General features: G+C 70.0%; 13 protein-coding genes and 1 tRNA gene. 8 read left to right on the top strand and 6 right to left on the bottom strand.

Annotated elements, in window-relative coordinates:
* Nucleotides 1–35 precede the first annotated feature (35 nt).
* Nucleotides 36–416, bottom strand: a complete 381-nt coding sequence (locus HRF36_RS11685; protein WP_173210120.1) for a sterol carrier family protein — start codon at nt 414–416, stop codon at nt 36–38.
* A gap of 102 nt (nt 417–518) precedes the next feature.
* Here HRF36_RS11685 and purD point away from each other — a divergent pair, with 102 nt between their 5' ends.
* The 4 genes from purD (at nt 519) to HRF36_RS11665 (ending at nt 4,460) form a co-directional block, all read left to right on the top strand.
* Nucleotides 519–1,787: a phosphoribosylamine--glycine ligase gene (purD, locus tag HRF36_RS11680; RefSeq protein WP_173210118.1), complete on the top strand. Its 1,269-nt coding sequence runs from the start codon at nt 519–521 to the stop codon at nt 1,785–1,787.
* Between the two features lie 110 nt (nt 1,788–1,897).
* The gene (locus HRF36_RS11675) at nt 1,898–2,767 is read left to right on the top strand and encodes a phosphoribosylaminoimidazolesuccinocarboxamide synthase (RefSeq protein ID WP_371740156.1); all 870 of its coding nucleotides are present in this window, start codon (nt 1,898–1,900) and stop codon (nt 2,765–2,767) included.
* Between the two features lie 258 nt (nt 2,768–3,025).
* Nucleotides 3,026–3,865 carry a VOC family protein gene (locus HRF36_RS11670; RefSeq protein WP_173210408.1) on the top strand — a complete coding sequence of 280 codons (840 nt, stop codon included), beginning with the start codon at nt 3,026–3,028 and terminating at the stop codon, nt 3,863–3,865.
* A 25-nt stretch (nt 3,866–3,890) separates the two neighbouring features.
* The gene (locus HRF36_RS11665; RefSeq protein ID WP_173210114.1) at nt 3,891–4,460 is read left to right on the top strand and encodes a GNAT family N-acetyltransferase; all 570 of its coding nucleotides are present in this window, start codon (nt 3,891–3,893) and stop codon (nt 4,458–4,460) included.
* 76 nt (nt 4,461–4,536) lie between these two features.
* On the opposite strand, the gene HRF36_RS11660 is transcribed toward HRF36_RS11665, so the two are convergent.
* Both HRF36_RS11660 and HRF36_RS11655 read right to left on the bottom strand, forming a co-directional pair.
* A complete protein-coding gene (locus HRF36_RS11660; protein WP_173210112.1) occupies nt 4,537–6,039 on the bottom strand; it encodes a catalase in 1,503 nt (500 codons plus the stop codon).
* Between the two features lie 56 nt (nt 6,040–6,095).
* Entirely contained in the window at nt 6,096–6,596 is a 501-nt protein-coding gene (locus HRF36_RS11655) for a Fur family transcriptional regulator (RefSeq protein ID WP_173210110.1), read from the bottom strand.
* A gap of 132 nt (nt 6,597–6,728) precedes the next feature.
* Here HRF36_RS11655 and HRF36_RS11650 point away from each other — a divergent pair, with 132 nt between their 5' ends.
* The 4 genes from HRF36_RS11650 (at nt 6,729) to purL (ending at nt 11,672) form a co-directional block, all read left to right on the top strand.
* Nucleotides 6,729–8,078: an acyltransferase gene (locus tag HRF36_RS11650; protein WP_173210108.1), complete on the top strand. Its 1,350-nt coding sequence runs from the start codon at nt 6,729–6,731 to the stop codon at nt 8,076–8,078.
* A 284-nt stretch (nt 8,079–8,362) separates the two neighbouring features.
* Nucleotides 8,363–8,626 (top strand): phosphoribosylformylglycinamidine synthase subunit PurS, encoded by a 264-nt coding sequence (gene purS / locus HRF36_RS11645; protein WP_173210106.1) that lies wholly within the window; start codon nt 8,363–8,365, stop codon nt 8,624–8,626.
* Nucleotides 8,626–9,321, top strand: coding sequence for a phosphoribosylformylglycinamidine synthase subunit PurQ (gene purQ / locus HRF36_RS11640; protein ID WP_054144901.1), 696 nt, complete (start codon nt 8,626–8,628; stop codon nt 9,319–9,321). The genes purS and purQ overlap by 1 nt, the downstream gene beginning before the upstream one ends.
* Before the next feature lie 35 nt (nt 9,322–9,356).
* Nucleotides 9,357–11,672 carry a phosphoribosylformylglycinamidine synthase subunit PurL gene (gene purL, locus HRF36_RS11635; RefSeq protein ID WP_173210406.1) on the top strand — a complete coding sequence of 772 codons (2,316 nt, stop codon included), beginning with the start codon at nt 9,357–9,359 and terminating at the stop codon, nt 11,670–11,672.
* A gap of 446 nt (nt 11,673–12,118) precedes the next feature.
* Here purL and HRF36_RS11630 read toward each other — a convergent pair.
* The 3 genes from HRF36_RS11630 to gltX all read right to left on the bottom strand — a co-directional run bounded on the left by HRF36_RS11630 (nt 12,119) and on the right by gltX (nt 14,667).
* A tRNA-Gln gene (locus HRF36_RS11630) sits at nt 12,119–12,190 on the bottom strand.
* 54 nt (nt 12,191–12,244) lie between these two features.
* Complete coding sequence (locus tag HRF36_RS11625) at nt 12,245–13,180, bottom strand: NAD(P)/FAD-dependent oxidoreductase (RefSeq protein WP_173210104.1); 936 nt, start codon at nt 13,178–13,180, stop codon at nt 12,245–12,247.
* Entirely contained in the window at nt 13,177–14,667 is a 1,491-nt protein-coding gene (gene gltX / locus HRF36_RS11620) for a glutamate--tRNA ligase (protein WP_173210103.1), read from the bottom strand. Before gltX ends, HRF36_RS11625 begins: the two co-directional genes overlap by 4 nt.
* Nucleotides 14,668–14,787: the final 120 nt, after the last annotated feature.

Here is a 14,787-nt window from a genome sequence, read left to right as displayed (position 1 = left end):
GCGGCGCTCCGGCCCGGACGCCGAGGAGGCGCGGGTCAGCTCCGCTGCCAGGAGATCGGCACGTAACCGGTCAGGTCCGCCCTGCTGCCGGAGGCCGACACGAGGGCCCCGGCCCGCGCCTCCTGCCAGCTGAGGTCGCCGGTGGCGAGCCGCACGAAGGTGGCGGCGTCGGTCTCGACGACGTTGGGCGGCGTGCCGCGGGTGTGGCTGAGCCCCTCGCGGAACTGCACGGCACCGAACGGTGGCACGCGGACCTCGACCGTGGCCCCGGGTTCACCGTCGGCGAGCACCTGCAACAGCCAGCGGACGGCCATGGCGGTCACGGGCCGCGGCGGGGTGGCGTCGGCGGCGAGCGCCGCCCGCACCTCGCCCACGGCGGCCGATCCCGCCGCGTCCTCGATCCGTGCCCTGGCCATGGGCCCACGCTACCCGCGCCACCGCCACCGCTCCACCGCCACCGCGTTCCGCGCCCCGCGGAGGACTCGGCAGCGCGGCCGACCCTCGGTAGGCTGTGGCGCGTGCGAATCCTCGTCCTCGGTTCCGGTGCTCGCGAGCACGCCATCATCACCGCCCTGCTGCGCGAAGACGCGGGCCACGAGATCGTGGCGGCGCCCGGCAACGCGGGCATCGCCCAGCAGGTCGACATCGTGCACCTCGACCCGTCGAACGGCGCCGTCGTCACCGAGTACGCCCTCGAGAACGACGTCCAGCTGGTCGTCGTCGGTCCCGAGGCCCCCTTGGTCGCCGGTGTCGCCGACGCTCTCCGTACCCGGGGCATCCCGGTGTTCGGCCCCGGCAAGAAGGCCGCGGCGCTCGAGGGCAGCAAGACCTTCGCGAAGCGCGTCATGGACGAGGCCGGCGTGCCGACCGGGCGGGCCACGCGAGTCGGCACCCTCGACGAGGCCGTCGCCGTCCTCGACGACTTCGGCTCGCCCTACGTCGTCAAGGCCGACGGACTCGCGGCCGGCAAGGGTGTCCTCGTCACCGACGACCGCGACGCCGCGGTCGAGCACACCACCTACTGGCTGCAGCACGGGCCGGTCCTCGTCGAGGAGTTCCTCGAGGGCCCGGAGGTCTCCCTGTTCTTCCTCAGCGACGGTCACACGGTCGTGCCGCTCAGTCCCGCACAGGACTACAAGCGCCTGCTCGACGGCGACGCGGGCCCGAACACCGGCGGCATGGGGGCGTACTCGCCGTTGCCCTGGCTCGCCGACCGCTTCGGCAGCGAGAAGGACTTCGTCGACGAGGTGCTCGACACCATCGCCACCCCGACGGTGCGGCAGCTCGAGTCCGAGGGCACGCCGTTCATCGGCCTCCTGTACGCCGGTCTGATCCTCACCGAGCAGGGCGTGCGCGTCATCGAGTTCAACGCCCGCTTCGGCGATCCCGAGACGCAGGTGGTGCTTCCGCGTCTGGTCACCCCGCTCAGCGGTCTGCTCCTCGCTGCGGCGACCGGGTCGCTCGGCAACCACGAGTCGCCGCGCTTCTCGTCCGACGTGGCCGTGACGGTGGTCCTCGCGAGCGAGGGCTACCCCGAGGGTGCCGTCAGCGGTCGCCCGGTGGGCGGGCTCGACGACGCGACCGCCGTCGCCGGGGTCCACCTCGCCCACGCCGCGACGGCACGCCTCGACGACCGACTCATCGCCACGGGCGGTCGGGTTCTCAGCGTCGTGGCCCAGGGCTCCGACTTCACCGAGGCCCGGGGTCGTGTCTACGACGCCCTCTCCCGCATCGAGCTCGAGGGCGGCCAGTACCGCCACGACATCGCCGAACGGGTCGCCCGGTGACCGCCCCCGACGGCACGACGGTTCCCTCCGACGCCACCGCAGGAGGCGCGGCTAGCCAGGCCACGCCCGTCACGACGGGCACCCCCCGCCACCTCGACGGCTGGACGCCCGTGTACTCGGGCAAGGTCCGCGACCTCTACGTCCCCGCGCCGGTGGCCGGCTCGGTCGGTGACGCCGCCACCCTCGCCGACACCGAGCACGTGTTGGTCGTCGCGAGCGATCGCGTCAGCGCCTTCGACCAGGTCCTCGAGCCCGGCATCCCCGGCAAGGGAGCCCTGCTCACGCAACTCAGCCTCTGGTGGTTCGCCCAACTGGTCGAGGTGCCCAACCACCTCGTCGACCCGACCACCGCCTCCGTGTCGCTGCCCGGTCAGGTGCGAGACCGCGCGATGCTCGTGAAGCCGCTCGACATGTTCCCGGTGGAGTGCGTCGTCCGCGGCTACCTGGTCGGCAGCGGCTGGGCCGAGTACCGCGAACACGGCACCGTCTGCGGCATCGCCCTTCCGGCCGGGCTCTCGAACGGTGATCGTCTGCCCGAGCCGATCTACACCCCGGCGTACAAGGCGCCGCTCGGCGAGCACGACGAGAACATCTCGTTCGAGCGCACGGTCGAGTTGGTCGGCACCGAGACGGCGTCGGCGTTGCGCGACCGGTCGCTCGAGATCTACCGTCTGGCGTCCGACGTGGCAGAGGCCCGGGGGGTCATCCTCGCCGACACGAAGTTCGAGTTCGGTACCGACCGGGTCACGGGCGAGATCACCCTGGGCGACGAGGTGCTCACGAGTGACAGCAGCCGTTTCTGGGACGCCGAGGCCTACGCCTCGGGCAACCGCACGCAGAGCTTCGACAAGCAGATCGTCCGGGACTGGCTCACCGCGCACTGGGACGGCGTCGGAGAGGCTCCGGCCCTGCCCGACGACATCGTCGCCCGCACGGCGGACCGGTACCGCGAGCTGATCGAGCGCCTCACCTCTCGCTGACGCCGGCCCGCGACCGCACCGCCCCTCTCGGTTCCGCCCTGACCCGCCCGGTCGGGAATGCCCGCCGACCGCGCCCGGTTCAAGTCGATGACACGTCACCGAACAGGTGACGACCAGACCCGACCCGACCAGACCAGACCGAGGGCATCCATGACCGACACCTCCGCGACCGACGCCACCCGCGCCTCCTCGTCCCCCGCGACCGGCCCTCGGGCGCAGGGCGTCGGCGCCACCGACCTGCTCGCCGCCGACACCGGCATGGGTGCCGTCACGCTGAGGGTCGCCGACCTCGACGCGATGACCGCGTACTACCGTGACGCGGTCACCCTGACGGTGCTGGCCGCCGAGCCGGCAGCCGGTCGCGTCGTCCTCGGACGCGGCGCGACCCCGATCGTCATCCTCGAGCACGCACCCGAGCTGAAGCATGCCGGCCCTCGCGAAGCGGGCCTGTTCCACACCGCGATCCTGTTCGAGACCGAGGCCGACCTCGCCGCGGCCGTCTACAGCGTCGCCACCCGTCACGCGGGCACCTTCACCGGTAGTGCCGACCATCTCGTCAGCAAGGCCTTCTACTTCACCGACCCCGAGGGCAACGGCATCGAGCTCTACTGGGACCGCCGCCGCAGCGAGTGGTCGTGGACCCACGGGCAAGTGGACATGGCGACCCTGGCCCTCGATCCGAACGCGTTCGTGCAGCAGAACGTCACCGAGGAGGCGCTGGCCGGCTCGGCGTCCCGTCCCGCCACGGTCGGCCACGTGCACCTGAGCGTGGGCGACGTCGAGACAGCCCACCGGTTCTACGTCGAGCAGCTCGGATTCGAGACGACGACGCGGTTCGGCCCGCAGGCGCTGTTCGTCAGCGCGGGCGGGTACCACCACCACATGGCCATGAACACCTGGAACAGCGCCGGGGCCGGGCGACGCGGCCTCGCGCTGGGCCTCGGCCTGGTGCGCATCGAGGTACCGACCACCGACGACCTGGGTGCCCTCGGCGAGCGCCTCGGCCACCACGGAGTCGCGACCCGTGACGACGGCCGGGTGCTGGGGTTCGATGACCCCTGGTCGAACCAGATCCAGGTGACGATCCGCCCGAGTTGACGCCTGGCACCGCTAACGTCGAGGCATGTCCCCAGCCGACTCCCCACTCTTCAGCACGACCCGCGAGGGCGACCTCACGCTCGACGACCACCAGGCGATCGCGGCGATGCTCGCCCGGGCGTTCGCGAGCTACGACCATTGGTACGCCGGGGCCCGGAGCTGGGCGGGCATGCAACCCGAGCTGAGGGTCGTCGCGCGTCGAGATGACGTGGTGGTCGCGCACGCCGGCCTGCGTCGCCAGTTCGTGACCGTCGGCGACACCGACCTGCTGGTCACCGCGGTCGGCATGGTCGCCGTCTCGCCCTCGTCGCAGGGCACCGGCGTCGGCGGTGAACTGTTGCGACAGGTCGACGCAGCACTGACCTCGCTCGACAGCGGCTTCGGACTTCTCGAGACGGGCGACGAGGTGCAGGGGTTCTACCGCCGCGGCGGTTGGCTGCCGGTCGAGGGCCTCACGGCGCATTACACCGCGTTCAGCGCCGACGGCGCCGGTGTCCTCGTGACGCAGGACCACGGTTGGCTGCTCCACGAGGGCACGCTCACCGTGGCGGACTGGCCCGAGGGCGAGCTGCACTGGAACGGCCAGATGGTCTGAGACCCGTGGGACGCCGAGGAGGCGCGGTGACCGACGACCGGTCACCGCGCCTCCTGCGGTCTGACGTGGCTTTCGGCTACGCCGGGACGCCGACCACGGCCGGGTCCTCGTTCGAACCGGGCGCCGACGGCTCGACGCCTGCGCGGACGCGCTGGCCGAGGGTCGCATCGACGTTCGTCCAGTACTGGTAGACCCGCTCGCGCAGCGCCGGCTGGGTCACCTTCGAGACGTGACCGACGATGTTCTGCACGAGACGGTCACGCTGACCGTCGTCCATGACCTCGCGGACGAGGGTGCCTGCCTGGCCGAAGTCGTCGTCCTCCGCGTGCAGGGTCGCCGCCGAGCGGACGAGCTCGCCGTCGGACTCCCAGCCGCCGGTGTCACCCGCGGCCTGCGGGTCCGCCGCCGGGCCGCCCACCGAGTTCGGGGCGTAGACCGGCGCCGTGGCCTCGCTGAAGTGGTAGCGCGCCGCGCCGTCCTTCGAGTACGAGTGCACCTCGGTCTTGGGCATGTTGACCGGCAGCTGCTGGTGGTTGACGCCCACGCGGTAGCGGTGCGCGTCGGCGTAGCTGAAGATGCGGGCGAGAAGCATCTTGTCGGGGCTCGTCGCGATGCCGGGCACGAAGTTCGACGGGGCGAACGCGGCCTGCTCGATCTGGGCGAAGTAGTTCTCGGGGTTGCGGTTCAGCGTCATGGTGCCGACCTCGATGAGGGGGTAGTCGCTGTGCGGCCACACCTTGGTGAGGTCGAACGGGTTGAACCGGTAGCCGGCGGCGTCCTCGTAGGGCATCACCTGGACCGACAGGGTCCAGGTCGGGAAGTCCTCCCGCTCGATCGCTTCGGACAGGTCGCGGATGTGGAAGTCGGCGTCCTCGCCGGCGATGCGGTCGGCGTCCTCCTGGGTGAGGATCTCGTTGCCCTGGTCGCTCTTGAAGTGGTACTTCACCCACGAGCGCTTGCCCTCGGCGTTGATCCACTGGTAGGTGTGCGAGCCGAAGCCGTCCATCGTGCGCCAGGAGGCGGGCAGGCCGCGGTCGCCCATCAGCCAGGTGACCTGGTGGGCCGACTCGGGCGACAGCGTCCAGAAGTCCCACTGCATGTCGTGGTCACGCAGGTGCGAACCGGGCAGGCGCTTCTGCGAGTGGATGAAGTCGGGGAACTTGATCCCGTCGCGGATGAAGAAGACGGGGGTGTTGTTGCCGACGAGGTCGTAGTTGCCCTCGGTCGTGTAGAACTTCAGCGAGAACCCGCGGGGGTCACGCCAGGTGTCGGGGCTGCCCTGCTCGCCGGCGACGGTCGAGAACCGGGCGAGCATCTCGGTCTCGACGCCGGGCTGGAAGAGCGCCGCGCGGGTGTACTGCGAGACGTCGCCCGTGGTGACGAACGTACCGAAGGCACCGCCGCCCTTGGCGTGGACGATGCGCTCCGGCACCTTCTCGCGGTTGAAGTTGGCGAGTTTCTCGACCAGCTTGTGGTCGTGCAGGACGATCGGGCCGTCGGCACCGACCGACTGCGAGTGCTCGTCGCTGGCGGCGGGGGCGCCGTTGTCGGTGGTGGTGATCTTCTTCGCGTCGGTCATGTGTCCTCTTTCGTCGGTGGTTCGTCGTCGTGTGGGTTCAGGGGGGCGGGGCCGGCTCAGGGAGCGGGCACCGCGGAAAGGGCGTCGGATGAGGAGGCGCGGATCGGCTCGTCGCCCTCCGCGCCCAGGGCCTCGGCGGCTCGACAGGCCGGGCACAGACCCCAGAAGGTCACCTCGGCGGTCTGCACGAGGTACCCCGAGTCGTGCGACGGCGTCAGACACGGGGCGTGGCCGACGACGCAGTCGACGTCGGCGACCGCACCGCACACGCCGCAGACCACGTGGTGGTGGTTGTCACCCGTCCGCAGTTCGTAGAGCGCAGCCGAGCCAGCGGGTTCGATGCGACGCACCAGTCCCGCGCCGGTCAGGGCGTTGAGCACGCCGTACACCGCCTGCAGCGAGGTACCGGGCAGCTCGAGGGCGACCCGGGCGAAGACCTGCTCGGCAGCCGCGTGCGGCGACGGCTCGAGGGCGCGCAACACGGCGAGCCGGGGCTCGGTCACGCGCAACCCGGCGGAGCGCAGGGCCTCGCGGGGGTCGTCGATCGGAACGGTCATGGACTAAGTCAACCACTCTTTTGATCAGATCAAAACAATTGAGGACGGCTCGGAGGCTCTTCCCGGGATGGGGCGACCCGCCGCCTGTGGACAACCACTCCGAGGGGCCCGCGGGTCGCTAGCGTCGTCGACATGAGCACCACCGCCACGACACCGTCGTCAGCCACCCCCGTCGTCCCCCCGGGGCGCGACCTCGTGGTCGACCTCGCCCGCGTCTTCTGCGTCCTGCTGGTCGTGGCGATCCACGTGATGATGGTCGGCGTCGCCGTCGACGCGACGGGCGCCGTCGCCGTGAACCGACCTCTGCAAGAGCAGTCGTGGTTCGCCCTCTCGACGTGGGCCGGGCAGATCATGCCGCTCTTCTTCGTGGTCGGCGGGTTCGCCAGCGCCACGGCCTGGGCCGGTGCGCGTCGCCGCGGCGCCGATGCCGGCGACTTCGTCCGCGGCCGGCTGCTGCGACTCGCCCGCCCGGCCGGCGCCGTCTTCGCCGTCCTCGCGATCGCCCTCGCCGTGGCGACCCTGCTCGGCGTCGATCCCGAACTCCGCGACGTCGTGGCCACCGGCGTGGGCTCGCCGTTCTGGTTCCTCGCCGCCTACGGCATCACGCAGGTTCTCGTGCCGGTCATGGCCCGGTTGCAGGCCACCCGCCCTTGGGCGACCCTGATCGTCCTGGTCGTCGCCGCCGTCCTGGTCGACGCGGTGCGGTACGGCACCGGCGTCACGGCGGTCGGCCTCCTCAACCTCGCCTTCGTGTGGCTGTTCGTGCAGCAGCTCGGCTTCGCCTACGCCGACGGTCGGTTCCGTCGAACCCCTCGGGTCGTGCTCTTCGTCGTCGCCGTCGTGGCCTACGCCGCCCTGGTTCCGCTGACGTCGATCGGGCCGTGGTCCGACGACATGCTGAGCAACCTCAATCCGCCGACCGTGCCGCTCATGGTGCTCGGAGTGGCCCAGATCTGCGTGCTGTCGCTCCTGCACCCCGCTCTGTCGCGCCTCATGTCCACGCCTGCGGCCCGCGCCGTCGTGTTCGCGATCGGCAGCCGAGGCATGACCATCTACCTCTGGCACCTGCCGCTGCTGATCGCCCTGTTCGGCATCCTGCTGGTCGTGGGCGGGCCGCTCCCCCAGCCCTCGACGGCCGCCTGGTGGTGGACTCGCCTGCCGATCTGGGCCCTCGTCATCGGGCTGGCCTGCCTCGTGTCGCTCGCGACGGCACGGTTCGAACGGCCGCCGCGAGCGCTGCCCGAGGGCCGGCGCCGCGCCTCCTGGTGGCTGATCGGTGCGGCGGCCGTGCTCGCGATCGGCCCGCCGTTCGACGTGATGCACGAGGGCCTCGACCTGCGCAACGCGATCGCGGGGGCCGTCTGCCTTCCCTTGGCGATCTGGCTGCTCGGCCGATCGCGACCGGGCGTCCCGACCCTCGAACCGGCGGCGACGACCCCGGGCGGGGGCTTCGCGAGGGCCGACGAGGCCCGAGAGGGGTAGACGCCCGGCCGACGGGGGGTTCGGCCGGGCGTCCGGCGGTCTCGGGGCGGATCAGGAACCCCTCGACCGGAAGCCGGACAGAAGGCCCGATCACGAGGCCTGCGCTCTGTCCGCTGAGAACACTCTGCAGCTCGAGTCCATGATCACGCTGACAAGAGCCTCGCATTCTGCTGATGATCGCTCTCGTCCCGTCGCGGGCGCGCCTCCCCCCGCCACCTGGAGGCGCGCGCGGCTGCCGTAGACTCGTCGCGTCCACCCGTTGACGCCTCTGCAGGAGTAAACCAGTGCCCACAATCGTCGTCGAGGTCATGCCCAAGGCTGAACTACTCGACCCCCAGGGCAAGGCCGTCGCCGGCGCCCTCTCCCGTCTCGGCAAGGGCTCGTTCACCGACGTCCGCATCGGCAAGCGTTTCGAGGTCACGGTCGAGGGCGAGGTGACCGAGGCGGTCCTCGCCGACGTCCGCGAGCTCGCCGACGACATGTTCTCGAACTCGGTGATCGAAGACGTCGTCTCGATCACGGTCGCCGACGCTCCCGCCGCCCTCTGATGCGCGTCGGTGTCGTCACCTTCCCCGGCTCCCTCGACGACCGTGACGCGCAGCGCGCGGTCCGACTCGCCGGTGGCGAGCCCGTCGCCCTCTGGCACGGCGACCACGACCTGAAGGGCGTCGAGGCGATCATCCTGCCGGGCGGCTTCAGCTATGGCGACTACCTGCGCGCCGGTGCGATCGCGTCCTTCTCGCCGATCATGGCCGATGTGGTCGACGCCGCGAACGCGGGCATGCCCGTGCTCGGTATCTGCAACGGGTTCCAGATGCTGGCCGAGGCCCGCCTGATCCCGGGGGCGCACACCCGGAACGCGCACCAGCAGTTCATCCGGCGCGACCAGCGTCTCGTCGTCGAGAACGCCCGCACCGACTGGACGAACGGCTTCACCGAGGGGCAAGAGATCACTATCCCCCTCAAGAACGCCGACGGCCGCTTCATCGCGGACGCCGAGACCATCAAGCGCATCGAGGGCGAAGGGCAGGTCGCCTTCCGCTACGTCGGCGTCAACCCGAACGGGTCGATGGACGACATCGCGGGCGTCACCAACGCACGCGGCAACGTCGTCGGCCTGATGCCGCACCCCGAGCACGCCGTCGAAGAGGGCTTCGGCCCCGACACCCCCGCCGCGATGTCGAGCGGCGTCGACGGCCTGACCTTCTTCACGTCCGTTCTCGAGAGGGCCCTCGCCAAGTGACCGACCAGACAGACCGCGCCACGCACGACGCCGAGATGATCGACGTCCGCCCCGAGGGTCACCAGCCCGACACCGTGGCGAACGCCGCGGCGACGCCCGACAAAGAGCAGCCCTACGGCGCCCTCGGGCTCAAGGCCGACGAGTACGCCTCGATCCGCGAGATCCTCGGCCGTCGTCCCACCAGCGGTGAGCTCGCCATGTACTCGGTCATGTGGAGCGAACACTGCTCGTACAAGTCGAGCAAGATCTACCTCCGCCAGTTCGGCCAGAAGGTCTCGCCGGCCATGAAGAAGAACCTCATGGTCGGCATGGGCGAGAACGCCGGCGTGGTCGACGTCGGTGGGGGGTGGGCCGTCACCTTCAAGGTCGAGTCGCACAACCACCCCAGCTACATCGAGCCGTTCCAAGGTGCTGCCACGGGCGTGGGTGGAATCGTCCGCGACATCATCTCGATGGGGGCCCGTCCGGTCGCGGTCATGGACCAGTTGCGCTTCGGCGACATCGACGCAGCCGACACGGCCCGGGTCGTGGACGGCGTGGTCGGCGGCATCAGCTTCTACGCCAACTGCCTCGGCCTGCCGAACATCGGGGGCGAGACCTACTTCGACGCCGTCTACCAGGGCAACCCCCTGGTCAACGCCCTGGCCGTCGGCGTGCTGCGCCACGAAGACCTGCACCTGGCGAACGCCCGGGGCGTGGGCAACAAGGTCGTCCTCTTCGGTGCCCGCACCGGCGGCGACGGCATCGGCGGCGCCTCCATCCTCGCGTCCGACACCTTCTCGTCCGGTGGCCCCACCAAGCGCCCCGCCGTCCAGGTCGGCGACCCGTTCGCCGAGAAGGTGCTCATCGAGTGCTGCCTCGAACTGTTCCGTGACGAGCTGGTCGAGGGCATCCAAGACCTCGGGGCCGCCGGCATCAGCTGTGCCACCTCCGAGCTCGCCTCGAACGGTGACGGCGGCATGTTCATCGAGCTCGACAACGTCCTCTTGCGCGACCCGTCACTGACCGCCGAAGAGATCCTCATGAGCGAGAGCCAGGAGCGCATGATGGCCGTCGTGCGCCCCGACAAGCTCGATGCGTTCCTCGCCGTGGTGGCGAAGTGGGACGTCGAGACCAGCGTCCTCGGCGAGGTCACCGACACCGGCCGGCTCGTCATCAATTGGCACGGCGAAGAGATCGTCAACGTCGAACCCCGCACGGTCGCCGTCGACGGTCCGGTCTACGAGCGCCCCGTCGCCTACCCGAGCTGGATCGACGCCTTGCAGGCCGACAGCGCCTCGACGCTGCCCCGTCCCACGGGCAACGCGGTGCTGCGCGAACAGTTCCTCGAGCTGCTCGGCTCACCCAACCTGGCTGACAAGAGCTGGGTCACCAACCAGTACGACACCTACGTGCTCGGCAACACCGCGCTCAGCTTCCCCGACGACGGCGGCATGATCCGCGTCGACGAAGAGACCGGTCTCGGTTTCGCCATCGCGACCGACGCGAACGGGCGCTACTGCCAACTCGATCCCCGGCAGGGTGCCCGTCTGGCCCTGGCCGAGGCGTACCGCAACGTCGCCGTGACCGGTGCCGTCCCGGCCGCGGTCACCGACTGCCTCAACTTCGGCAGCCCGGAGGACCCCGAGGTCATGTGGCAGTTCTCGCAGGCCGTCGAAGGCCTGGCCGACGGGTGCCTCGAGCTCGAGATCCCGGTCACCGGCGGCAACGTGTCGTTCTACAACCAGACCGGCACGCGTCCGATCCACCCCACCCCCGTGGTCGGCGTCCTCGGAGTGATCGACGACGTCGCCAAGCGCATCCCGTCCGGCTGGCAGGACGAGGGCGACAACATCTACCTGCTCGGCACCACGGCGCTCGAGCTCGACGGGTCGGCCTGGGCCGGAGTCGTGCACGACCACCTCGGTGGCCGTCCGCCGGCCGTCGATCTGGCGGCCGAGGCCCGGCTCGCGCAGCTGCTGCACGCCGGGGGCGACCAGTCGCTGATCGCTGCGGCCCACGACCTGAGCGACGGTGGCCTGGCGCAGGCGTTGGCCGAAGCCGTGCTGCGTTTCGGCGTCGGCGCCCGTGTCTGGTTGGGCGAGGTGCTCGAGCGTGACGGCATCGACGTCGCCACGGCGCTCTTCAGCGAGTCAACGGGCCGCGTCGTCGTGTCGGTGCCCCGCGAGGACGACGTCCGCTTCCGTGGTCTCTGCGAGGGCCGCGGGTACCCCGTGGCCCGTATCGGCGTGACCGACGCGGAGTCGGGCTCGCTCGAGGTGCAGGACGTCTTCACCGTGTCGATCGACGAGCTGCGCAGCACCCACCGGGGCACGCTCCCGGCCCGTTTCGGAGCCACGATCGGCGAGTAACCAGCCGCGCCTCCCCGAACCGGGCGGGTCCGGCGGAATCGATCGACACCAGTCGATCTGTTCCGCCGGACTCGCCCGCTTCCTTGTTCCGGCACACCCCGCACGGCCGCCCGATGCCGTCTCGGGCCTGAACGTCCCCGCCCGGCCGAATTCGACCTGCCGCACACCCCGGCTGCGCCGAACCCGACCTGCCGAAGAGCCCTGCCCGTGCACATCGCGACAAAAGACACCGCAGGAGGCGCCAGCCGCGACACGAAGGCGGCGTGTCACCCCTGCATGGTCGCGAATTGCACACGAACTGAGCGCCGACGGACGAGTACATCTCTGGGCCCGCGAAGCCGGCACTCCGCCCCTGCTCGGCGAGGCCGAAGACGCCGCCGGTGGTGGTGGCCACGCGAGCAGAAACAGCAATGCCCCCGGACCGTCAGGTCAAGGGGCATGCATTGCTGGGGTACCTGGACTCGAACCAAGAACAACTGAACCAGAATCAGTCGTGTTGCCAATTACACCATACCCCAATGATGACGACCGTCAGGCCTACATCACTGTCGGCCCATCATCTGGACCGACGTCTACTGTACAGCATCCGCCAGGTGTTCGAGGCCACCGATGAGGTCACGGTTGATGACGGCCGCCACGCGGGCACCGTCACCTGCGGCCACGATCAGTTGTTGAGGCCCGGGTGCCGTGCTCTCGCCTGCGGCGTAGAGCCCGGGCACGGAGGTGCGACCGTGACCGTCGACGACGAGCAGACCGTCGGGGTCGAGTGCGGCGCCGGTCGACGCGACGTAGTCGAGCGCGGCCGACCACTCCGGGCGGACGAACCCGCCGGTGCGCGGCACGAGCGTTCCGTCCTCGAGGACGACCCCCTGCATGCCGTGGCGATCACCCGCGATGCTCGCGACGCGCCGTCGGTCGACGCGGATGCCGCGGGCGGCCAACGCCGCCTCGTCGCGCGAACTGACGACGTCCGAGCCGTTCGTGAACACGATCAGGTCGTCTGTCCACTGCGAGAGGAGCAGAGCACGCTCGGTCAGATCGGGGTGCTCACCGATCAGGGCGAGCGGTTCGTCCCGCTTGCCGTACCCGTCACACTCGATGCAGCTGTGGACGTGGGTTCCGTAGAAGGCTCGCAACTGCCCGATGTCGGGCAGGGTCTCGGCGAGGCCGGTGGTGACGAGCACGACTTCGGCGAGAGCGCTCGACTCCTGCCCCCGGAATTCGCACGCGATCTCGAACCCGCCATCGACGGCACGGACGTCGGTCGCCACTGTCTGACGGTGCTCGGCCCCCTCGTAGCCCAAGAACTCCTCACGCCCCAACTTGCGCAACTCGAGCGGCGAGATGCCGTCTCGAGTGAGGTACCCGTGCGACAACAGCGTCGCCGAGTTTCGCGGCCGGTTGCTGTCGATCAACAACACGCGGCGACGGGCTCGGACGAGGTTCAGCGCTGCACTGAGGCCGGCTGGCCCGCCGCCGATGACGGCGACGTCGTAGCGCTCGCTCATGAGCGGTTCGCGAGAGCGGCCAGGCGGGCGAGCGTGGACTCGCGTCCGAGGATCTCCATCGACTCGAACAACGGCGGGCTGACCCGTCGCCCCGACAGGGCGACGCGCAACGGCCCGTAGGCCACACGCGGTTTCAGCCCGAGCTCGTCCACCAGGGCCGCCTTCAGGGACGCCTGGATCGGCTCATGGGTCCAGTCCGTGACGCTCTCGAGAGCAGCCGAGGAGGCGCGCAGCACCTCAGCGGACCGGTCACCGAGCGAGGCGAGCGCGTCGACTTCGTACACGAGGTCGTCATCGGAAACGAACAGGAACCCGAGCATGCCACGAGCCTCGGACAGGAGCGTCATGCGTTCTTGGACGAGAGGAGCCGCCTGGACGAGCACCGCCTGCTCGGACTCGGTCGGCGGGGCGCTCACGATGCCGTCGAGATAGGGCAGCAGTCGCTCGGTGAAGTCGGCGACGGGCAGGAGGCGGATGTGGTCGCCGTTGATCGACTCCGCCTTCTTCACGTCGAACCGCGCCGGGTTCGGGTTCACGTCGGTGACGTCGAACGCAGCGACCATCTCGTCGATCGAGAACACGTCACGATCGTGAGTCAGCGACCATCCGAGAAGAGCGAGGTAGTTGACCAAGCCCTCGGGGATGAAGCCCCGGTCGCGGTGGTGGAAGAGGTTGGACTCGGGGTCCCGCTTCGAGAGCTTCTTGTTGCCCTCGCCCATGACGTAGGGCAGATGCCCGAAGCGCGGAACGAACGAGGTGATGCCGAGCTCGACGAGTGCCTCGTACAGGGCGATCTGACGAGGCGTGGACGAGAGGAGGTCTTCACCGCGCAACACGTGCGTGATGCCCATCAGGGCGTCATCGAGCGGGTTGACGAACGTGTAGAGGGGCACCCCGTTGGGACGGACCACGACGAAGTCGCTGAAGGAGCCGGCAGGGAAGGTGATCTCGCCGCGGACGAGGTCGTCGAAGCTCAGATCGCGGTCGGGCACCCGCAGCCGCAAGGCCGGCTGACGCCCCTCGGCCCGGAAGGCGGCACGCTGTTCGTCGCTGAGATCGCGCTCGAAGTTGTCGTAACCCTGCTTGGGGTCTCGACCGTTCGCGATGTTGCGGGCCTCGATCTCGTCACCGGTGGCGAAGCTCTCGTAGAGGAGGCCACGCTCGAGGAGCTGGTCGATGACACCACGGTAGATGTCGTGACGCTGGGACTGCCGGTACGGGCCGTGCGGCCCACCGGCGTCCACGCCCTCGTCCCAATCGATCTTGAGCCAGCGCAGTCCGTCGAGGATCTGCTGGTAACTCTCTTCACTGTCTCGTGCCGCATCGGTGTCTTCGATGCGGAACACGAGCTTGCCGCCCGTGTGCCGGGCGTAGGCCCAGTTGAAGAGGGCAGTACGGATGAGGCCGACGTGCGGCATTCCGGTGGGCGAGGGGCAGAACCGCACGCGCACATCAGTGCCGGTGGCGGTCGAGAAAGGAGCTGACATCGGTGTCGATCTTACCGGGACCCGGCACGGTCGATCGGCGTTAAACGCAGAAAGGCCCCTTCCGTGGAAGGGGCCTTTCTGGTGTTTCTCTAAAAGGAGTCCGGCGGTGTCCTACTCTCC

Source organism: Frigoribacterium sp. VKM Ac-2836 (genome assembly GCF_013248995.1).
In the GTDB taxonomy this organism is placed as follows: Bacteria; Actinomycetota; Actinomycetes; order Actinomycetales; family Microbacteriaceae; genus Frigoribacterium.
Note: the sequence above shows the minus strand (reverse complement) of the source record. Positions and strands in the feature narration are given on the sequence as shown.